The following is a 21503-nucleotide window of genomic DNA, read 5'->3' as shown; positions in this document are numbered from 1 at the left end:
TTTATTCTTCAAGTAGGGTGGTGTTGAAAAGCTTCAAGATACGCTTGTATTCGTCTGCCCAGGAACTTGGCTCCACAAACCCATGATCTTCAACTGGATAAACTGCCATTTCCCAATTGTCTTTTTTCAATTCAATCAATCGCTGGGCTAATCGAACGACATCCTGAAAATGTACATTGACGTCTAGCATTCCATGGGCTATGAGGAGATTTCCTTTCAAACCTTCAGCAAAATAAATTGGGGAGGAACGTCTGTAGGCAATCGGGTCTTCCTCAGGGGTATTTAGAATATTTGAAGTATATCCATGATTGTAATGCGCCCAATCGGTAACTGAGCGCAAGGCTGCACCTGATTTGAAAACGTCTCCATGGTTGAAAAGAGCCATTAGGGTGATAAAGCCGCCATAACTTCCCCCATAAATACCAATTCGATCAGCATCAACTCCATGCTGGGAAACGAGATATTTAGCGCCATCAACCTGATCGGAAAGGTCTTTTCCTCCCATATGTCTATAGATTCCTGTTCTCCAATCCCTTCCGTAGCCAGCCGAAGCTCTATAGTCTATATCCAAAACCGTATATCCCAGGTCAGTCAATAAATTATGGAACATATATTCCCGGAAATAGCTGCTCCACCACTTGTGGACATTCTGGAGATAGCCTGCGCCATGAACAAAAATCACCGCGGCTCCATTTTTCTTAGAAGCTTCTGGTAGATAAAGTCTTGCCGGAACTTGAGCGCCATCTTGTGCAGGGAATCGGACAATTTGAGGATCCTTCCAGGCATAAGCCTTGAATTCCTCGCTCTGACCTGAGGTTAATTGCTTGGCTTGTGCGCCTACTTTGTTTTCTTGGATATAGAGTTCAGCAGGTTTGTTGCTGTAGGAATAGATGATTGCTAAATACTTTTCATCCGGAGAAAGTGTTACTTCATTGTTTCCGGTCATGGAAGTCAATTTTTCCATTTTTCCTCCCAAGACAGGCATTTTGTAAAAATGTCTTTCCCCAGGATCAACCTCTGAAGTAGTCAGGTACCAGTGCTTTTTATCCTTAGATAGGAAAGGAGAAAAGACCTCATAGGTACCAGAAGTAAGGGCTTTTTTCTCTTCAGTAGTCACATCTAATAAGTATAAATGAGAATACCCGCTTTCCTCAGATTGGAAATAGATGTGCTTATTATCCGGTAACCAGCCAAATGTTCCTCCAAATCCACTCACTCCAGGGCCACCAATCCAAGCTTCGTCCCGTTGTCTATCGAGGTTTTTTAAATTTCCAGTTGTCAAATCCACTTCCGCAATCCACCGATCTTTATTGTCATTGGAACGACCCTGAACGACAGCCTTTTTTCCATCAGGTGAAAAGTAGGGTCCAGAAAGTAGGACACTTCTTTCTTTTTCTTCCCAGGTTTTCTCTGGGTAATCCTTCACATAATCAGGCAAATCCTTAATTCCTGGCAAGGAACTTACATTGACAAAATAGACCGTATCTCGAGTTAAGTCATAGATTCCAATTTCGACTTTGGCGGGATTGGTTCCCACTTTTGGCCTTGCATTAAGATCTTCTGTATAGCCGGATGCCGCTGTGTAGTCAGGTACTTTTGTGTTTTTATTGGTTGCAGGGGTGAAGATTGAAAAAGTTGCAAAACTGCCATCAGGACTTAATTGGAGATTGGAAAGGTTTTTTCCTCCTGTGTAGTACACAAAATCGGTAGCTCTTTCCCTGATTGCATCTCTATAGGCTCTGGTTTGAGTTTGAGCATCTTTTCTTTCTCTGACTACTTGGAGTAAGGCTAGATTTTCAGCTTCCAAAAATCCTGGATTGGATTCTGTAGAAACTCCTGAACCATTGGCTGGTTTTGTTCCCGAATTGATTGAAGTAACTTTTGAGATTCTCTTTGATGTACGGTCAAAAACAAAAATATTTCCTCCTGAATTGAAAGATATCAAATTCTCATCAGAAAGGAATTGGAGGTTGCTCACAGGCTCATGCCATTCAAAAAGAGAAATACTGCCTTTCTTTTTATCTTCCAAAAAGACTTCGTTTTTTACTCGATAGATTTTCAGGGATAGATCAGCATTATAAGCTTCCTGCTCTTTTCTCAAGGTTTTTTGCTCTGCCCAATGGACTTTTGAAATCAATTCAGGATTAGCTAAAACAATTTTATACAAGGAATCGGATGGATCATTTTCAAGGTTATAATTAAAAAAGACAGTTTTACTATCCTCACTCCAAATGGGAGAGGAAGGAAAAGTCCCCATCCATTTGGGATCCCTCATGATGTAGTCAACAGATAAAGGAGTTTGCGCCTGCGCTGGTGCCAAATAGCAAAGCATAATCGGCAGAAGGAATAATTTCCGCTGCATTGGTTTCAATTTGAGTTTTGGTTTTTACTTGATTGCGGAGAGAAATTTATTCAGCTCCGTTTCGATGATCCCTAATTGATCTTGAAGGGATTGATTCAATCCTTTGGAGGATTCGAGGTTTTCCTCGATTTCTTCCAGGGTTTTTCTTGTTTTGAGCGCGCCGATATAGCTCATACTTGGTTTGGCTTTATGGCATCTCTTTTTGATAGAAACAAAATCTCCCGAATCATAGAAGGTGTTCAACTCTTTCAGGTCTTTGATATTGGTTTCTAGAATGATTTGGATCATTTCCCGGATCATTTCTGGATCATCGTCCCCAAAATACTGATAAATGGACTGCTCGCTGATGAGTTGATACATAGTCGGGTTAAAATGTGTGTAGGTGATAAAAATTCTGTTTCTTCTCGTCTTCGCTAAATTTAAAAACAATTTTGAAAAAGCATGATTTCTATTCTTGAGAATTAAATGAACATAAAAAAATCTCAAGTGTTAATTTTGTAGCCATAAGGCGAGTACCATGCAGAAGAACAAAAAACTATTCTTGATTCTCTTTGTCATCTTTATGCTGATTGTATTGTACATCGGGTACGATATTTCCAGCCGAACAACCTTTCCTGGATCTAAAGGAAATCTCAAAGAAAGAATCTCCACAGAAGTAGAATCAAGCAAATGACAGGCAAAAAGATAGATGTGGACAAGCTCGACTTAGAGCTGATGAAGGAAAAAACTACCGAAAATCCGGGTACGCTTCCCTATGCCCACCATTCCGGAAGTGCGATAATTAAGCCTGAAGATAAAGGTAAAATTACCGGTCGTGCCGTGGCTGCTATGCATAGCCAGACGGATATGCAATTGTCTCAGATTTATGAGCAAATGCAATTACTTGCTGAGCAAGCAAAGAAAATTCAATCAAGGGTAGAGGTTTCAGAAAGAATCTATCAGGCCTCTGTGGCTTTTGAACCCCTGATCAATCACATCTATTATTTATACCAAAAGCAAGATGGATCTGATTTTTTGAGCATGATCGCTCCGGAGGAATGGGGTAGAAAAAAAGATTGGGCGTTTTTTGTCGCAGAAATTAAATTATTGGCGGATCATACCTGGGAAATCCTAAGGGAAAATACCTAAGCCATGGAGCATTTGATGACCCGCCAGCTAGACTTGATCCTAAAGGAAAGTGGGATTGAGTACGAATGGCAGCCTCAATTGGAGATTGTACCCAAATACCTCGATGCTAAAGGGAAAAGCTGGCTTAAGGAAATTCTCGAGGATTTGGGAGGAAATGGATCTTTGCCACTTCTTGAAAAGTTAAAATTCGATTTTAAGATTGGACGGTACTTTATCCTTTGGGATGAGGAGCTTCACTTTAATCGCTACCGACTTACTTCATTTCGATCTGAAATGTATTCGGAGTTTAACTTTTCTTTTTCGGAAGCTTACAAAAGGCTTTGTCGCTCTTATGAAAAAGAGGCTCTAAAAGCAGGGTTTCAAACCCGGATTTGGAACGGTCCCCCTGTTGCCAAACATGTATTTGGAGAGGCGTCCGAATCGGGGGATTTTACTGGAAATGGAGCAACAGGATGGAAGCTTCTAGCCTATAACGATGCCCAAATTGACTTACAGACCCGTATTCATGGTTACAAATTGATCAGGCTTTCCCCATTTGAAACCTTAATGACTGGAGGTTCATTGAAGAGATTGGATCAACTTTTAGTCAATCCAAAAGAGGAGCAGAGACAAATTTTGTTTAATTGGTTGCAGAGGAAGTTGGTATAAAAAAAGGCCGAAATCTTAAAATCTCGACCTTTTTGATTTTTTATGATCAGGCAAATAGCCCAAACATTTCCCGTTCAATTTTTCCTACCACGAAGGCGAAATCTTCTTGTCTTTCCACAAAGTCCAAGTCATTCACGTCAATGATAAGAAGTTTTCCTTCTTTATATCCTGAAATCCAATCTTCATAGTGCTGATTAAGATTTTTCAGGTAATCTATCCGCATGGCAGTCTCATAGGTTCTTCCGCGCTTTTCGATTTGACCGACCAGCTTCGGAATATCTGCTTTTAGATAAATCAGCAAATCTGGCGCTTTGACATGCTGAATCATAGAGTCAAACAAACTTCTATAATTCCAATAATCCCGCTCGGTTAGGAGTTTGCTTTTGTAGAGGTTTGCTGCGAAAATGTATGCGTCTTCGTAGATGGTTCTATCTTGGATAGTATTCTCATTGCTGTCCTGAATAGTCCGGATTTGGTTGTATCTGGAATTCAAAAAATACACCTGAAGATGAAATGCCCATCTCTTCATATCCTCATAGAAATCAGGTAAATAAGGATTGTTGTCTACAGCTTCAAATTCAGCCTTCCAGCCATAGTGTTTGGCTAGTTTTTCTGTAAGCGTAGTTTTTCCGCTACCAATATTTCCTGAAACAGCTAAATGCATAATTTCTTCTTAAGCTTATTTTGCAAATCTTGGAGCGACCACTAATTCTTTGCTTCCCGGAGTGTACTGATAAAATCCTTCTCCAGTTTTAACGCCTTTGTATCCAGCTGTCACCATATTCACCAATAGAGGGCAAGGTGCATATTTTGGATTTCCGAATCCATCGTGCAAGACTTTTAAAATAGAAAGGCAAACGTCCAAACCAATGAAATCTGCCAATTGCAATGGTCCCATAGGGTGTGCCATTCCCAATTTCATCACCGTATCGATTTCTGCAACTCCCGCCACTCCTTCAAATAAGCTATAAATCGCCTCATTGATCATTGGCATGAGAATTCTGTTTGCAACAAATCCTGGATAGTCATTCACTTCAACAGGCTCTTTGGAAAGATTTCTGGAAAGCTCCATGATTTGTTCCGTCACTTCATTGGATGTGGCATATCCTCTTATGACTTCAACCAATTTCATTACGGGCACTGGGTTCATGAAATGCATTCCAATAACCTGAGCTGGTTTTTGGGTAACCGCGGCGATTTTTGTAATCGAGATAGAGGAGGTATTGGTGGCCAAAATTGCCGATGCAGGGGCGAATTGATCCAGTTTTTTGAAAATCTCAAGCTTTAAATCAAGATTTTCTGTAGCAGCTTCTACCACCAATTCTGCATTTTTCACACCTTCTTGCATATCGGTAAAGGTGGAAATCCCCGCAAGAGCTGCTGACTTATCCTCTTCAGTTAAACTTCCTTTTGCTACTTGGCGATCCATATTTTTTGAAATGGTGGACAAAGCCTTTTCAAGTTGGGTTGCTTGGATGTCTACTAGGGAAACCTGAAATCCATGTTGTGCAAAAACGTGGGCGATTCCATTTCCCATGGTACCTGATCCTATAACTGAGATTGATTTCATAAGTGAATGATTACGAGTTAAAAACGTTACTATTTGGGTTTAATTTGGCTTAAACTGCCATTTGTATAGGCCAAAACTAAGTCTAAGCCTTTCTAATTCCAATTTCAACTTCAGCTTTCCTGACTTTGTTTGTCGTTATTTTGAAACTTCCGATCGGATTAATCTTTATACCTTTGGACTATGAAAGAACTCGGCCTAATCAGCAAACTCCCGATCAATCGATTTACAGATTTTGGTGCCTACTTGGCATTATCGGATGGGGGAGAAGTGCTTTTACCCAAAGGTTATCTTCTCGGTGAAGAGAAAGAGGGGGATGAAATAGAAGTATTTATCTATACAGACAGCGAGGATAGACCTGTTGCTGTTACCCAAAAACCTCTGGCAATCTTAGATGAATTTGCGGTTTTGGAAGCTAAAGAGGTTACCAAATTCGGGGCTTTTATGGACTGGGGACTTCCCAAAGACCTTTTTGTTCCCAATGCAGAAATGGGAAAACCCATGATTGCGGGGCAAAAATATCTGATTCGTGTCTGCGTGGATTACCGTTCTAATCGGCTTATCGGAGTAAGTAAGTATAGAGAATTTATCTACCCGGCGCCTAAAGATTATGAATCGGGAAATGAATGTGAAGGATTGATCTTTGACAAAACTGACCTGGGGTATAAAGTGCTTTTGGAAGATCGTTATGAGGGTTTATTGTACGCCAATGAAGTTTTCCAGCCTCTGGAGATAGGAGAAAGGAAAAAACTATTCGTCAAAAAAAGAAGGGATGACGGTAAGTTAGATTTGCAATTGCTTCCCACTGGACGAGTCAAATACGAAGAAGGCGCAGAAAAAATCCTTCAAATTTTGGATGAAAAAGGGTTTTTACCCCTTCATGATAAATCTGACCCTGAAGAAATCAAGGCTATTCTTGGCATGAGCAAAAAGCACTTTAAACAGTGCATTGGACAATTGTACAAAGCAAGGGAAATCTTGATACAGGAAAACGGAATCTCCTTAAATCGGGATTAATCAAGCTTCAAAATATCCGTCGGAGTTTTGCAGAGGATAGCTTTGTTTTTGAAAATCGCAATTGGTGATTTAATCAGGTGAGGATATCGAACTAGAATATTGAGCCAGCTTTCTTCATCCCATTCTTTTCCTGCGATCAGGTTTTGATAGTCAGGATGAGCTCTATTTAAGAGATCTTTTGGCCTGAGATTTAGCATTATGAGAATTTGATCCCATTGCGTGGCAGTAATATTTTCTTTCATCAAATCAATTTCATTGACAAATTGAGTGATGGATTTCGCATAAGCCTTGGTTTGCTTATCGATGGGCTGAAGCGAGCTGTGATAGAAATAAAGCTCTGAGGGGTGAATTTTCATAACAACTGGGTTTATCTCCCTTTAAGATACTTATAATTCTAATAATTTGAAATTCAATAGCTTGTGAATTCAACGGTAGATTTGGAGAAATTTGGAAAGGAAAGCAAGTCTGAATTTCCTGCCCATAAAAAGCTTAAGGAAAGGCTGAAAAAAAGTAAGCCTAAGAATCTGGACGCTACTTTTCATCAGCTTCATGAAGAAGCTTTTCAGCAGATTGACTGTTTGGATTGTGCAAATTGCTGTAAAACCACCAGCCCGATTTTTATACAGACTGATATTGATCGATTGGCGAAGGTTTTTCGAATGAAAAGCAGCCAATTCATGGAGGAATATTTATATCGGGATGAAGACGGGGATTATGTGTTGAAAACTGCCCCTTGCCCTTTTCTTGGAGCGGATAATAAGTGCTTGGTATACGAAGACCGACCGAAAGCTTGCAGGGAATATCCCCATACCGATCGAAAGAATATGCTGGGTATTTTGGAATTATCTCTAAAAAATACCCTGGTCTGTCCTGCTGTTCACAAAATTTTTTACGAGATCGGCAAAGAATATAGGAAGTGAACCAATAGTTTTGCTTTTTTGACAATCAAACCTATAAATAACAATGAAGTCAACGGATACTCAGTTTTTGGGAGTGGATGTGGGGGGAACTCATCTTAAGATCGGCTTAGTGGATAAGGAAGGCAATATGCTTGACTTCCAAAAAGAAGATACCACCACCCATAGAGAAAATCCTGCTGGTTTTGGACCCTGTTTCGTAGATATCATCGGAAAATACCTGGCAAAATATCCCAATGTGGAAAAAGTCGGAATTGGACTTCCCGGGATGATTACCAAGGACAGAATGACACCTTTGGAGATTCCAGCCATTCAGGATTTAAATAATTTCCCACTCAAGTCCAGTTTGCTGGAAAAGTACCCCAACCACGAGTTTTTCCTTGAAAACGATGCAGCGGCGGCGGCCATTGGAGAATTCTATTTTGGTCAGGGAGAAGTAGCTGAAAACTTCCTTTTCATCACCATGGGTACCGGAATCGGAAGCGCTTTGGTTCTAGATGGACAAGTGTTCAAAGGATCTAGAGGTAATGCGCTGGAGATGGGACATATGCTTTCCAGAGGAAATGCAGGTCTAGAAACCTTGGTAGGTAGAAATGGAATCCTAAAAATCATGGATAATCTAGTCACAGCTTATCCTGAAAAAGCCGGAGTACTTGTAGGAAAAGAATTGGGAACTCACTTGCTTGTAGATACTGCAAAAGCAGGTAATGAGGTTTCTTTGATGGTTTTCAAAGAAGTAGCAGAGATCCTAAGTGAAGCGATTGTTTCATCCATAAGAATTTTGGACGTGACGGATGTCTACTTTGGAGGAGGAATTTCAGCAGGATTGGAATTTATGATGCCGACCATTGAATACAACACCAGAAAATATTTGACTCCTTACTACGTGAAGGATCTTAAATTGAGGAAAGCGACACTTGAAAATAATGCCGGAACTCTTGGTGCAGCTGCGCTTTGCTTTATGGGTTCAGGTTTGTAATTGTTACCTCAGAAACTTTACTGATAGCATTTAGCCGAAAAAGAACTCGTAAGGGTTCTTTTTCTATTTCTACCCCTTCACATTCCTTGCTAGGCTCAAGAAAGTAAAAGAAAAAACTTTGGCTTTTGTCCATCAAATCCACACGATCTGGCCTTCCAAAAGTCTTGATTATCGCTTGGTTATCAGCTCCTAAAAATGTGTTTTTTATGGCTTCCAATTCTTCCAAATCCTGTATTCTAAGTCCCTTGCACCCGTAACGGTCTGCCTTCCAATTTTCAAGGTTTATTTTGCCTGCATCCAACGGGGCACTGCAAGAACTCAAAATCAAACTGAAAAGGATACTTAAATAGAATATTGATCGCTTCATGAATTACTTTTTTGAAAGGCCAAAGATCGGCTGAAATTACTTGGCATTCTAAACTTAAGTCGAGGAATTCTTTTCGATTCCTTTTGTTCAAAGAAAGGTTGTTGAGACTCACAGCTTTGTGAAAAAAAACCTCCGAATTGTCAGAAATTGCCGCATTTAGAACTCGGGATTTACCCTTTTGGTTTGCTCAAATAGGTTATATTAGCACGTTCAATCCAATTAATTCATGTACTACAGATTTGGCAAGGCCTTCTACTATTTGAGTATTCTGGCATTTATCTTCTTCCTACTTTATTTCTATTCAGCACTCCCTGATCAAGTAGGAGTCGGATTCGATTCAAATGGGGATTTAGCAAGGACATGGAGTCGAGATGCCTTTTTTTATGGCATGATAGGAGGATTTATTATTCTGAACTTTGTGGTTCTTTTTCCTCCAAAATCCCTTGAAACTAAATCCAATAAAAAGCTTCACAGGATTTTTCCGGTAGGAGATAGTTATCGGGATTATTTTCTTACCTGGTTTTATTCTTTCGGAGGAATTTTAAATTTAAGCCTTGGCCTTTTGGTCTTTTACATACACTCAATCAATAACCAAGAGGTAATTGCAGCAAGTGAATTTAACTTTTGGTTTTACCTGATGCCAGTGCTTTTGCTGGTATGGGTTGTTGGCTTGTTTCTTTTGTTTATTGGAAAATTCAAATCGGTACAGCGCAGTTAAAAAACTATGGCAGAACCAGTTAAGTATACAGAAGATAGTATCAAATCTCTGGATTGGAGAGAGCATATCAGGCTCCGTCCTGGGATGTATATCGGAAAATTGGGAGATGGAAGTGCCCAAGATGATGGGATCTATGTTTTGGTAAAGGAGATTTTGGATAATTCCATCGATGAACACATGATGGGGTTTGGAAGGACCATAGAAGTCAAAATATCTGAGCACAAAGTAGAAGTTCGTGATTATGGTCGTGGTATTCCACTCGGAAAGGTGATTGACTGCGTGTCTAAAATCAATACTGGAGGTAAATATGACTCAGGAGCATTTCAGAAATCAGTTGGATTAAATGGTGTAGGTACCAAGGCTGTAAACGCGCTTTCTGATTACTTCAAAGTTCAGGCTTTTAGGGATGGAGAAACCAAAGTTGCCGAATTTGAAAAAGGGGTTTTGATCTCAGAATCTGCGATTGAAAAGACCTCTGAACGAAATGGAACCAAAGTCATTTTCACTCCGGATTCCGGTATTTTTAAGAATTACCATTTCATTCCTGAGTATCTAGAAAATCAGATTTGGAACTATGCCTATCTAAATGCTGGGCTTACTATCAATTTTAATGGGAAGAAGTTTTTCTCTGATAAAGGTCTTTATGACTTGCTTTCCAATAAAATTGATGAAGAAAGTATCCGCTACCCGATCATTCATCTCAAAGGAAATGATATCGAAGTGGCCATAACCCACTCAGGAAGTTATGGTGAAGAGTATTATTCCTTTGTCAATGGTCAATATACCACCCAAGGCGGTACCCACTTGGCAGCCTTCCGAGAGGCGATTGTCAAGACGGTAAGGGAGTTTTATAAGAAAGATTACGATTCCTCAGATATCCGACAATCTGTGGTAGCTGCGATTGCAGTTCGGGTTCAGGAACCAGTTTTTGAATCTCAAACCAAAACCAAACTAGGTTCCCAGAGTGTTGGCCCAGATGGCCCGACCTTAAGGACTTTTGTCAACGACTTCATCAAAACGGAGTTGGATAATTATCTCCATAAAAATCCAGCTACAGCTGATGCATTGCTCAAGCGAATTCTTCAATCTGAGCGGGAGCGGAAGGAAATCTCAGGCATTAAAAAGCTCGCCAATGAGCGGGCTAAAAAGGCGAATCTTCATAATAAAAAGCTAAGAGATTGTCGGGTACATTATGATGATTCGAAAGGGGATGAGGATGTGAAAAACAATACCATGCTCTTCATCACCGAGGGAGATTCTGCCTCTGGATCAATCACAAAATCAAGGGATGTTCAAACTCAAGCAGTTTTTTCTCTTCGGGGAAAACCTTTGAACTGCTACGGCATGACCAAAAAGGTTGTGTATGAAAATGAGGAGTTTAATCTGCTTCAGCATGCTTTGAATATCGAAGATGGAATAGAAAATCTTCGCTATAGAAAAATCGTAATCGCTACGGATGCTGACGTAGACGGAATGCATATCCGTCTGTTAATCATGACGTATTTCCTACAGTTTTTCCCTGATCTGGTAAAGAATGGCCATTTATTCATTCTGGATACACCTCTTTTCCGAGTAAGGAATAAAAAGGAAACGATTTATTGCTATTCAGACGAAGAGAGACAGCGAGCCATTCATAAACTGGGCGGGAAGCCTGAGATTACCCGATTCAAAGGATTGGGAGAAATTTCTCCGGAAGAGTTTGGAACCTTTATCGGTGAGGAAATCCGATTAGATCCAATTATCCTCAACAAGGAGACCAAAATTTCGGATTTACTTGGGTTTTACATGGGGAAAAATACTCCAGATCGCCAGAATTTTATCATCGATAATCTTCGAATTGAGAAAGATTTGGCATTGGATGACCCTAAAAAGGCTGAAGAGGAAGAGGAAAGTGAAGCAGCCTGATTACACTAAATATTTTCTTATCAATTCTTGATCATGGAGGAAGGATTTCCTTATTCCCACATCAAAAATGAATTCTAAATGAGTGACGAAAATAACCTAGTCGATGGTGCAGACGAAAGTTTGCATGATTCCGTCCCTGTCACCGGGATGTACAAAGATTGGTTCTTGGACTATGCTTCCTATGTGATTTTGGAGCGGGCTGTGCCTGCCATAGAAGATGGTTTGAAACCTGTACAGCGCCGAATCCTTCATGCGATGAAGGAAATGGATGACGGTAGATTTAACAAGGTTGCCAACATCATCGGCCAGTCCATGCAGTACCACCCACACGGGGATGCTTCGATTGGAGACGCAATCGTGAATCTGGGTCAAAAAGACTTATTAATTGAGACTCAAGGGAACTGGGGAGATGTCCGAACCGGTGATGGTGCAGCCGCCGCTAGATACATTGAAGCAAGACTTTCCAAGTTTGCCCTTGAGGTAGTTTTCAACGCGCAGACTACTGAATGGCAACTTTCCTATGATGGGAGAAAAAGAGAACCCATCACCTTGCCGGTTAAATTTCCACTTCTTCTCGCTCAAGGGGTAGAAGGGATCGCAGTTGGACTTTCTACCAAAATCCTTCCCCACAACTTCATTGAATTGATCGAAGGGTCAATTGAAATCCTAAAAGGAAACAAAACGAATGTTTTACCGGACTTCCTTACTGGTGGATTGGCTGATTTTTCTGACTATCAGGAAGGACACAGAGGCGGAAAAATCAAAGTTCGCGCAAGAATAGAAGAAGAGGATAGCAAAACCTTGCTGATCAAGGAAATCCCTTACGGGACAACCACTGATTCCTTGATTGATTCTATTCTTAAAGCCAACGACAAAGGAAAAATCAAAATCAAGAAGGTGGTAGATAATACCGCCAAGGATGTTGAAATTCAGATTCAATTGGCTCCTGGGGTTTCGCCGGATGTCACCATAGATGCGCTTTATGCATTTACAGATTGCGAGGTTTCCATATCTCCCAATGCCTGTGTGATCATTGAAGAAAAGCCTGTCTTCTTGACGGTCAACCAAATTCTAGAATACAACACCAAGCAAACCAAGGCCCTTCTAAAGCGGGAATTAGAGATTAGAAAAGGGGAATTGATGGAAAAGCTTCTTTTCTCTTCCTTGGAAAAAATCTTCATAGAAAACCGGATCTACCGGGACATTGAAGAATGTACCACTTGGGAAGCGGTTTTAGAAGCTATTGATCGTGGTTTGGATCCTTACAAACCTGATTTTTATCGGGAAATCACTCAGGAAGATTTGATTCGACTTACTGAAATCAAGATCAAGAGGATTTCTAAATACGATACATTCAAGGCGGATGAGTTGATGAAAAGACTTCAGGAAGAACTCAAGGAAGTCAATTACAACCTCAAGCACCTGACCGAATATGCCATCAAGTATTATCAAAACCTTTTGGATAAATACGGAAAGGGAAGAGAAAGAAAGACCGAAATCCGTGCATTTGATACGATACAGGCTGCAGTTGTTGCAGCCAACAATGCCAAGCTTTATGTGAATAGAGCAGATGGTTTTGTGGGTTTTGGTTTGAAGAAGGACGAATTCATCTGCGATTGCTCTGATTTGGATGATATCATTGCCATCCGCAAAGACGGAAAAATGGTAGTCTCCAAAATTCAGGAAAAACTCTTTATGGGTAAGGATATTCTCTTTGTAGGGGTCTTCAGAAAGAACGACGAAAGGATGACTTATAACCTGATTTATCTGGATGGCACTTCGGGTAGAACCATGGTCAAGCGTTTCCAGGTAGGAGGGATTACCAGGGACAAAGAATACGACTTGACTAAAGGAACCAAAGGATCAAAAGTTCTTTACCTAACTGCAAATCCAAACGGAGAAGCCGAAACTGTTACTGTTTACCTTACCCAAGGAGCAAAAGCCAGAATCAAGGTTTTTGACTTTGACTTCAGTGAAATTGAAATCAAGGGAAGGAATGCAGGAGGAAATATTTTGACCAAATATCCTGTTCGAAAAATTCAATTCAAGATGGAAGGGGTATCTACTCTGGGAGGATTGAATGTTTATTATGATCCTTCTGTGGGCAGATTGAATACCGATCAAAGAGGTAAGTTAATTGGTAATTTCCTCGGTGATGATAAAATCCTGATTTGCTATAAAAATGGGGATTACGAATTGACAGGCTTTGAGTTGACCAATCGATACGAACCATCGGATGTTTTGCTCATTGAGAAGTTTGATGCTCAAAAAGTAATCTCAGCCATATATTTTGACGGTGGAAGTAAATCCTATTTTGTCAAAAGATTCTTAATCGAGACCACCACGCTTAATAAGCGCTTTAATTTCATAACCGATCATAAGCAATCTTACCTCAAGGTTGCTACCACGGATCCTGCTGCTCAAGTCGTCATCACTTTGCTTAAAGGTAAAGAAGAAGAGGTGATGGAGTATGATTTGGAAATGCTGATCGATGTGAAAGGCTGGAAGGCAATTGGGAATAAGCTAAGTTCAAATCCTGTCAAAGAAATTCAACTTATAGAATCGGAGAAGTCTTCAATTTCATCTAAAAATGAAGAAGAAGATACTGTCGACGATTCTGAGGAGGAAACTGAAGATGAATTGGAAATTGGCAGCACTATTGACCTTACTCCAAAGAAGGAAGATGACGAACAATTGGGGCTTTTCTAAAAGCCCCAATTTTCTTTTAAAATGAGTAAAAAAGAACCAGAAATAGAATTTGACCAAGGGCTCCTAGATTACTTGGGCCAATACATAACCGAGCATAAAAAATCGGTAATGGAAAAGGTGCTGGAAAATAGAACCCGATTTTTTACGGTGGTTTTGGAGGATATCTATAAGCCCCACAATGCTAGTGCCGTGATCCGAACTTGTGATTGCTTTGGAATCCAAGACATGCATGTGATCGAAAAGACGAATACTTATAAGATCAACCCTTATGTCACACGTGGCGCTTCTCAGTGGGTGGATTTGCATAAGTATTATTCAAAAGATTCCTCATCAGTAGAGCTTTGCTTTAGTTCCTTGAGAGAAAAAGGATACAAGATCTACGGAACCAGCCCGGATGCTTCTTCTATTTCAATTCATGAATTAAAAGCCCATGAAAAATTAGCCTTAGTTTTTGGAAATGAGCACGAAGGGATTTCTGAGGAGGTAAAGGAAAAGGTTGATGGCTTGGTCCATATACCTATGTTGGGTTTTACCGAAAGTTTCAATATTTCGGTTTCCGCTTCGATATTCCTTTATGACTTAATAAAAAAGGCTAAAGAATTCAAAAACCCCGATTTTTACCTAAGTGATGAAGAAAAAAATAAGTTAAGGATGAAGTGGTATCGGGAAATTGTCAAGAGATCGGATATCCATGAAAAGTTGTATTGGCAGCAAAATAACCCGACTTAATCCTTTTTGAACCAATCTGAAAATGTCGTTTTAGAAGAGGACTGTTTTCTGGCATTTTTAGCTTTCTGACGTTGTCTTTGCTTCTTTTTTTGGTCTTTACTTTTTACCAAAATAGTTCTGGCAGAAATCCCAATCTGCCCACGATAAAATTCCTCCCGACCCGTCAAGTTGATATTTGGTTTGTAATCTAAAGAAATCACTGCTCCAGCAAGAGCTAATTCCACTCCGCCTATCAGATCAATTCCCAAGGTTTGATTTCCATAAGTATGGATGATTTCCTTGGTTTCTGGACGTTTCTGGAAGCTTTCTTCAGATCCAAAAGCCATACCTCCGCCGTAATAAAAATTGAATCTTTTGGACAAAAGTGAATGATGTCTTTCCACCAAAATTGAGGTAGTGGAATTTCTAGAAAAATCTGTTTGGATAATTCCTTCCAAAGTGATTTTTGGTGCTACCCTTTGTTGGACTGAAAGCCCCAAGGTTCTATTCAAATCCGAATTGCCTAGTCTAAGACCAAGTGCAGTTCCATACTGCTGAGCAAAAGTGGAAAAGGAAAATCCAAGAATGAAAATTGTAAGTAGATAGTTTTTTTTCATAAGGATGCAATTGGGGAAACCAACTGTTCAATTTTCATTCCAGAAAAGGGGATATATGAATTGATTCATTTTTAGTAGTTTATGGACATCAATCTTAATCCTACATGAAAAAGGCCCTTCTAGCTTTATCCATCTTAGTTTCCCTCTTGGTTTTAATCGGTATCGGTTTGGGTATTTATAGATTTAGAGACAGGCACTCTGGTTATGGGATTGATATTTCTTTAAAGAGTCCAAAGCAGATTTTGAAAGCTGGATTTTCAAAAGTGAATATTACTCCCAGCTTTTTTGAAACCTGGACGGATGCCAATGGAGATTCGAGATACAATCCAGAGGATGGGGATACCTACGAGGATTCAAACGATAACGGAAAATTTGATGCGATTTGGCTTGCAGGTTTTCATAATTCCCGACCTGCACAAGGGATTTTAGATCCGCTTTGGGCCAGAGCGATGGTTTTGGAATCAGGTGACGTCATCATGGCTGTGGCTGTAATTGATATGATTGGCTTTGGGAATGATGAAGTAATAGCCACAAGGAAGTTGATTAAGGAATCTTTCCCTGAATTGGATTATGTAATCATTCAGAGTACACATGTTCATTCTTCTCCGGATTTAATGGGAATTTGGGGTCCTTCAGAATATGTTAGAGGAGTATATCCAGAATACCTGACTCAAGTTCAGGAAGGAGTCAAGGAGGCAGTTGCTCAAGCTATTTTAGCTAAAAAACCTGCTAAAATTAGATTTGCCGAGGAAAGTGAAAGTTTAAAGCCCTTGGTGGGCGATACGCGAATGCCCCATGTTTATGACCCTAGCCTCCGTCTGATGCAGGTAATTGATAGGGAATCTGATGAAACTCTTGGAACCATCATGAATTGGGGAAATCATCCGGAAACTCTCTGGGCGGAGAATATTCAGATCAGTTCTGATTTTGCAAGTCCTTGGAGGGAATTTGTGGAAAATGGCCTTGATACTTCCGATTCGACAAAGCTTGATGGTTTAGGCGGAGTAGCGATTTTTATGAATGGGGCAATTGGAGGATTGATGACTACTCATCCCGAAATGACTGTTACAGACCCTTTTTCTGGAGAAAACTTCCAAAAGCAAAGTCCGGAGAAAATGATGGCACAGGGAAAGGCATTGGCAAAAATTACGCTCGAACTTCTTCAGGATTCCAGCTTAACTCAATTTTCCGAATTGGATTTATCGATCAGAGCAAAGACTATTGACTTAAAAATGGACAACGGTTTGTTTCATTTAGCTGCTTACTTGGGGATTTTTGATCGGGGTTTTATTGCATGGAAAACTATTCGTTCAGAAGTTTCCGCCTGGACTTTGGGGCCTGCTACCTTTGTACATGTGCCTGGGGAGTTGTACCCTGAAATTCTTCATGGAGGAATTGAAAATCCAGAAGGTGCTGATTTTTCCATGGAACCATTGGAAGTCCCATCAATTCAAAGCCAAACTCCAGGGAGTTTTAAGTTTTTTGCCGGAATGTCCAATGATATGGTAGGTTATATCATACCTAAAAGTCAATGGGATGTGGATCCGCCCTATACCTATGGAAGATCGCAAAGACCTTACGGAGAAATAAACTCTTTGGGACCTGAGACAGCGCCAACTATCCACAAAGCCATTTTAGAAATTTTGAAAGAGCTGAAAGAGAAATAAAAAAGGTCTGCCATGTTTTAAGGCAGACCTGATATTTGGGTTAATTAATCTTCGAGGATTACAATTTTCTCAATTTTATCTCCTGCACGGATGGCATCAATGACTTCCAAGCCTTCCACTACCTTTCCAAAGCAAGTGTGATTTCTGTCTAGGTGTGCGGTGTTTGTTCTGCTATGACAAATGAAAAACTGTGAACCACCTGTATTTCTTCCGGCATGAGCCATGGAAAGGACACCACGGTCATGGTATTGATTATCCCCATCCAATTCGCATTTGATTTTATAACCTGGTCCACCGGCTCCGTTTCCGATTGGGCAACCACCCTGAATCACGAAATTTGGAATCACTCGATGAAAAGTTAAACCGTCATAGAACCCCTTTTTTGACAGGTCAATAAAATTTTGAACGGTGTTGGGAGCATCTTTTTCATAAAACTCCACTTTCATAGTGCCTTTTTCGGTAATAATTTCAGCTGTTTTCATCAAGAGTTATTTGTTTTTGGCCAATTTCTAGGTAAAAATTCAAGAGGCACAAAAATAGGGTTTGAACTTGTTTTTTTTGGCTTTTTAAAAGAAAAAGGAGTGATTATCACTCCTTTTTTTGATTAACTGACTTTTGGCGCTCCTGAAAGGATATCTTCTGAGGCGTATTCTCTAAACTTTTCAAAGTTTTTGACAAAGGCCAATGCCAATTCTTTGGCTTGCTTATCATAGCCTTCTGGATCGTTCCATGTTTTTCTTGGGCTCAAAACTTCAGATGGAACATTAGGGCAAATTTTGGGGACTTCGAATCCGAATATTGGGTCTTTTGCAAAAGGAGCAAAGTCCAATTTGCCTTCTAATGCAGCTGAAATCATGGCCCTGGTATAGGCTAATTTCATTCTGGAACCAATTCCGTACGGACCACCAGTCCATCCTGTATTGATCAACCAGACATTTACCTCATTTTTCTCCATTTTCTCCCCAAATAGCTTGGCGTAGGCAGTTGGATGAAGTGGCAAAAATGCCGCGCCAAAGCATGCCGAGAAGGTGAGCTTGGGTTCCGTGATTCCCATCTCAGTTCCTGCGACTTTGGCGGTATAGCCAGAAATGAAATGATACATAGCCTGACTTTTATTCAGTTTTGAAATAGGTGGAATCACTCCAAAAGCATCTGCGGTCAGAAAGAAAATGTTTTTTGGAACACCTGCTATGGAAGGCTCGACAGCGTTTGAGATATGATGAATTGGGTAGGCGGTACGGGTGTTTTCAGTTACGGATTTATCAGTAAAATCAATTTCCCGCGTTCCTTTCTTGAACCTTGTATTTTCGACAATTGCTCCGAATTTGATGGCGTCAAAAATCTCAGGTTCTTTTTCTCTGCTCAAGTCAATCACTTTTGCATAGCAACCTCCTTCAAAATTAAAAACTGAATTTTCTGTCCAACCATGCTCATCATCACCTATTAGATATCTTTTTGGATCAGCAGATAAAGTGGTTTTTCCAGTCCCAGAAAGCCCAAAGAATATTGCTGTATCACCATCTTCCCCAAGATTAGCGGAGCAATGCATGGAAAGCACATTTTTCTGATAGGGGAGGATAAAATTCAAAACTGAGAAAATTCCCTTCTTCATTTCTCCTGCATACCCAGTTCCTCCAATCAGAATCATCCTTTTTGAAAGGTTGATGATCGCAAAATTTGGATTTTTGACTCCATCTTCTTGTGGATCAGCCTCAAAACCTGGGGCGCAGATAATGGTAAAATCAGGTTCAAATTCTTTCAATTCTTCCTGATTTGGCCTGAGGAACATGTTGTTGCAAAATAGGTTGTGCCAAGCCCAGGTATTGATCACACGAAGGTTCATCCGGTAATCTGTATCCGCTCCAGCAAAAGAATCCCGAGTATACAGGTCTTTATCCTCAAGATACTTTACCATTTTCTGAAGAATCCTTTCAAAATACTCCTCAGAAATAGGGATGTTGATGTCTCCCCACCAAACTGAATTCTCTGTTAACTCATTACTAACAATGTAACGGTCTTTTGGAGACCGTCCCGTGAAACTACCTGTATCAGCCATGAATGCGCCTGTGGAAGTCAGGCTACCTTCTTTTCTAGCTAATGCATGTTCGACCAATTCAGCAGGGCTCAGGTTATGAAAAATTTTGCCTGAAGTCTGAATTTTTGAAAAGGAATTAGAAAGGATTTGGGGTTCCAGAACGAGGTTCTGCATAATGATTTGGGTTTATTTACTGAAAATTGTCTGGACAAAATTAAGTAATGAAACTCAAAGTCAAGCTAAAAAAACATCAAAATTTAGCTTTTCAATCGATTTCGAAGCGAATTCCATATAATCTTCTGATTTTAATCATCTTATTTTTTCTGGAGAATTGGATTGTGGAATTTTCTCGAATTCAATCTAAACAAAGCAATTGCTTTCCTTAAGGGAATTCTTTTGAAACAAGAGCCAAAAAGATTTATCATTGTAAAATTAATATCACCAAAAAAGTATAATCCTTGGAAAATTTAAGCAATTCAGAATTTAAAGGAGGGACTGCATTTGGTCATCCTAAAGGGCTAATGACTTTGTTTTTCACAGAAATGTGGGAACGATTTAGCTATTATGGCATGCGGGCTCTTTTAATCCTTTTTATGACCAAAGCCATTGTCGATGGAGGTTTGGGATTTGATGATAAAACAGCCGGAGCAATTTATGGCCTATACACTATGGGCGTTTATCTGCTGGCTTTGCCTGGTGGCTGGTTGGCTGATCGACTTTTTGGATTGAAGAAATCTGTTTGGTATGGGGGGATTATTATTGCCCTAGGTCATTTTATGATGGCTCTACCAGGCATTGAAAATTGGATAATAGGTTCTTCCGGACCAAAGGAATCTTTGAGTGCTTTAGACACCAATTCATTCTTTTTAGGTTTGATATTGATCGTATTGGGAACGGGCTTATTAAAGCCAAATATCAGTTCCATTGTTGGTCAGTTGTATCCTGCGGGAAGTTCAAAGCGAGATGCTGGATTTTCGATTTTTTATATGGGAATTAACCTGGGAGGATTCATCGCTCCAATTGCTTGTTCCACAGTTGCAGAATATGATATGCATTTGGGATTTGGACTTGCGGGATTAGGAATGGTCTTTGGCCTAATTCAGTATAAGTTGACTGGCAAATCCTTGGAAGGTTTCGGAGATCAGCCTGTGGTAGAAACTGAAAAAGAAATTACCTCTCAAAAGAAATTGAAGACGATAACTTCTTCTATTGGAATCGTACTTGCCGTGGTGATTGGTATCCTTTTTACAGGAATTATTCCAATTGATGCTTCCTCAATCGCCGGAGCGTCAGGAACTGTTATTGCAGTCGTTGCTTTTGGTTATTTGGGATATGTAATAGCCTTTGGAGGATTACAAAAGGCAGATAAGAATAAGGTTGGTGTGATTGCCATTCTGTTTATTTTCTCCGCTATGTTTTGGTCAGGTTTTGAGCAGGCGGGTTCTACCTTGAATCTGTTTGCAGAACGGTTTACCGATCGAACTATCTTTGGTTGGGATATCCCAACCGGTTATTTCCAGTCTATCAATTCTCTTTTCATTATCATTTTTGCTCCGTTTTTTGCAGCTCTTTGGGTATGGCTAGGAAGAATGAATCTTGAACCAAGTTCTCCATTAAAATTCACTTTTGGCTTGTTGCTTTTGGGCTTAGGCTTTTTCGTGATGTATTTCGCTACCAAGATTGCAGCATCAGGCGAATTAGCGGCTCCTAGCTGGCTTATCATTACTTATTTGCTACATACCTTCGGTGAGTTGAGTTTGTCTCCTGTAGGCCTTTCTTTGGTTACCAAATTAGCTCCAAATGGATACGGAGGGCAAATGATGGGAATCTGGTTCCTTTCTGTTGCTTTGGGTAATCTTTTTGCAGGATTGATTGCTGGTGAAGCGAGTGGGGGAACAGAGGAGGGAATTGCAGCTATGCCGGATCAGTACATGATGATTGTGTATACCGTAGTTGGTTCTGCAATAGTTCTATTCTTGCTTAAATCTACTCTCAAGAAAATGATGGGTGAGGTGAATTGAACACCTTAAGACCAACTGAAAAAAGGCTAATTCCACTATGGAGTTAGCCTTTTTTGGTTTGAGACTTATCAGTAATAAAATTGAATTTCTTACTCTTCATATTTAAGGTTTGCCTATCCAAGGCATTTGAATTAAACC

Annotated in this window: 21 protein-coding genes; 12 read left to right on the top strand and 9 right to left on the bottom strand. The window is 40.1% G+C overall.

The features are described from left to right. Position 1: 1 nt before the first annotated feature. Positions 2–2362 (bottom strand): S9 family peptidase, encoded by a 2361-nt coding sequence (locus DFQ04_RS04620; protein WP_133553143.1) that lies wholly within the window; start codon positions 2360–2362, stop codon positions 2–4. A 24-nt stretch (positions 2363–2386) separates the two neighbouring features. Further along, on the bottom strand, positions 2387–2722 hold the full coding sequence (locus tag DFQ04_RS04615) for an Hpt domain-containing protein (RefSeq protein WP_133553141.1): 336 nt from the start codon (positions 2720–2722) through the stop codon (positions 2387–2389). Positions 2723–2879: 157 nt separating this feature from the next. Between DFQ04_RS04615 and DFQ04_RS18305 the strand changes: the two genes are divergently transcribed. Genes DFQ04_RS18305 through DFQ04_RS04605 form a run of 3 tightly spaced genes read left to right on the top strand, consistent with a single transcriptional unit; the run spans position 2880 to position 4138 of the window. Next, the gene (locus DFQ04_RS18305; RefSeq protein WP_166637249.1) at positions 2880–3035 is read left to right on the top strand and encodes a hypothetical protein; all 156 of its coding nucleotides are present in this window, start codon (positions 2880–2882) and stop codon (positions 3033–3035) included. Beyond that, positions 3032–3490 (top strand): DUF2452 domain-containing protein, encoded by a 459-nt coding sequence (locus DFQ04_RS04610; RefSeq protein ID WP_133553140.1) that lies wholly within the window; start codon positions 3032–3034, stop codon positions 3488–3490. The genes DFQ04_RS18305 and DFQ04_RS04610 overlap by 4 nt, the downstream gene beginning before the upstream one ends. Positions 3491–3493: 3 nt before the next feature. Further along, entirely contained in the window at positions 3494–4138 is a 645-nt protein-coding gene (locus DFQ04_RS04605) for a DUF7255 family protein (protein WP_133553138.1), read from the top strand. 46 nt (positions 4139–4184) lie between these two features. Here the strand turns inward: DFQ04_RS04605 and DFQ04_RS04600 are convergent, their stop codons facing one another. Together DFQ04_RS04600 and DFQ04_RS04595 are read right to left on the bottom strand one after the other, a co-directional pair. Further along, positions 4185–4802 carry a deoxynucleoside kinase gene (locus DFQ04_RS04600; RefSeq protein ID WP_133553136.1) on the bottom strand — a complete coding sequence of 206 codons (618 nt, stop codon included), beginning with the start codon at positions 4800–4802 and terminating at the stop codon, positions 4185–4187. Between the two features lie 15 nt (positions 4803–4817). Beyond that, positions 4818–5708: a 3-hydroxybutyryl-CoA dehydrogenase gene (locus DFQ04_RS04595; protein ID WP_133553134.1), complete on the bottom strand. Its 891-nt coding sequence runs from the start codon at positions 5706–5708 to the stop codon at positions 4818–4820. A 180-nt stretch (positions 5709–5888) separates the two neighbouring features. Here DFQ04_RS04595 and DFQ04_RS04590 point away from each other — a divergent pair, with 180 nt between their 5' ends. Further along, a complete protein-coding gene (locus DFQ04_RS04590; RefSeq protein ID WP_133553132.1) occupies positions 5889–6722 on the top strand; it encodes a CvfB family protein in 834 nt (277 codons plus the stop codon). Here the strand turns inward: DFQ04_RS04590 and DFQ04_RS04585 are convergent. Beyond that, positions 6719–7078, bottom strand: a complete 360-nt coding sequence (locus tag DFQ04_RS04585) for an arsenate reductase family protein (protein ID WP_133553130.1) — start codon at positions 7076–7078, stop codon at positions 6719–6721. The two genes, DFQ04_RS04590 and DFQ04_RS04585, sit on opposite strands and share 4 nt — an antisense overlap. Positions 7079–7141: 63 nt before the next feature. On the opposite strand from DFQ04_RS04585, the gene DFQ04_RS04580 reads away from it, so the two are divergent. Beyond that, positions 7142–7642, top strand: a complete 501-nt coding sequence (locus DFQ04_RS04580) for a YkgJ family cysteine cluster protein (protein WP_133553128.1) — start codon at positions 7142–7144, stop codon at positions 7640–7642. Positions 7643–7685: 43 nt separating this feature from the next. After that, the gene (locus DFQ04_RS04575; RefSeq protein WP_133553126.1) at positions 7686–8618 is read left to right on the top strand and encodes an ROK family protein; all 933 of its coding nucleotides are present in this window, start codon (positions 7686–7688) and stop codon (positions 8616–8618) included. Here DFQ04_RS04575 and DFQ04_RS04570 read toward each other — a convergent pair. Continuing rightward, entirely contained in the window at positions 8599–8985 is a 387-nt protein-coding gene (locus DFQ04_RS04570; RefSeq protein WP_133553124.1) for a hypothetical protein, read from the bottom strand. The two genes, DFQ04_RS04575 and DFQ04_RS04570, sit on opposite strands and share 20 nt — an antisense overlap. A gap of 226 nt (positions 8986–9211) precedes the next feature. On the opposite strand from DFQ04_RS04570, the gene DFQ04_RS04565 reads away from it, so the two are divergent. The 4 genes from DFQ04_RS04565 to DFQ04_RS04550 all read left to right on the top strand — a co-directional run bounded on the left by DFQ04_RS04565 (position 9212) and on the right by DFQ04_RS04550 (position 15046). Then, positions 9212–9703 carry a DNA topoisomerase IV gene (locus DFQ04_RS04565; protein ID WP_133553122.1) on the top strand — a complete coding sequence of 164 codons (492 nt, stop codon included), beginning with the start codon at positions 9212–9214 and terminating at the stop codon, positions 9701–9703. A gap of 6 nt (positions 9704–9709) precedes the next feature. After that, on the top strand, positions 9710–11608 hold the full coding sequence (locus DFQ04_RS04560; RefSeq protein ID WP_133553120.1) for a DNA topoisomerase IV subunit B: 1899 nt from the start codon (positions 9710–9712) through the stop codon (positions 11606–11608). Positions 11609–11686: 78 nt separating this feature from the next. Next, complete coding sequence (locus DFQ04_RS04555) at positions 11687–14317, top strand: DNA gyrase/topoisomerase IV subunit A (RefSeq protein WP_133553118.1); 2631 nt, start codon at positions 11687–11689, stop codon at positions 14315–14317. A gap of 21 nt (positions 14318–14338) precedes the next feature. Next, positions 14339–15046, top strand: a complete 708-nt coding sequence (locus tag DFQ04_RS04550) for a TrmH family RNA methyltransferase (protein ID WP_133553116.1) — start codon at positions 14339–14341, stop codon at positions 15044–15046. Here DFQ04_RS04550 and DFQ04_RS04545 read toward each other — a convergent pair. Next, a complete protein-coding gene (locus DFQ04_RS04545) occupies positions 15043–15642 on the bottom strand; it encodes a hypothetical protein (protein WP_133553114.1) in 600 nt (199 codons plus the stop codon). The genes DFQ04_RS04550 and DFQ04_RS04545 overlap by 4 nt on opposite strands. A 104-nt stretch (positions 15643–15746) precedes the next feature. Between DFQ04_RS04545 and DFQ04_RS04540 the strand changes: the two genes are divergently transcribed. Continuing rightward, positions 15747–17309: a hypothetical protein gene (locus DFQ04_RS04540; RefSeq protein WP_133553112.1), complete on the top strand. Its 1563-nt coding sequence runs from the start codon at positions 15747–15749 to the stop codon at positions 17307–17309. 44 nt (positions 17310–17353) lie between these two features. Here DFQ04_RS04540 and DFQ04_RS04535 read toward each other — a convergent pair whose 3' ends face one another. Further along, complete coding sequence (locus tag DFQ04_RS04535; protein ID WP_133553110.1) at positions 17354–17791, bottom strand: peptidylprolyl isomerase; 438 nt, start codon at positions 17789–17791, stop codon at positions 17354–17356. A 122-nt stretch (positions 17792–17913) separates the two neighbouring features. Next, a complete protein-coding gene (gene pckA / locus DFQ04_RS04530) occupies positions 17914–19518 on the bottom strand; it encodes a phosphoenolpyruvate carboxykinase (ATP) (protein WP_133553108.1) in 1605 nt (534 codons plus the stop codon). 347 nt (positions 19519–19865) lie between these two features. Between pckA and DFQ04_RS04525 the strand changes: the two genes are divergently transcribed. Then, positions 19866–21365 carry a peptide MFS transporter gene (locus tag DFQ04_RS04525; RefSeq protein WP_133554354.1) on the top strand — a complete coding sequence of 500 codons (1500 nt, stop codon included), beginning with the start codon at positions 19866–19868 and terminating at the stop codon, positions 21363–21365. Positions 21366–21503 lie beyond the last annotated feature (138 nt).

Origin of the sequence: Algoriphagus boseongensis (assembly GCF_004362805.1) — a bacterium.
Lineage (GTDB): Bacteria > Bacteroidota > Bacteroidia > Cytophagales > Cyclobacteriaceae > Algoriphagus > Algoriphagus boseongensis.
This window is presented reverse-complemented; position numbering and strand designations above follow the sequence as displayed.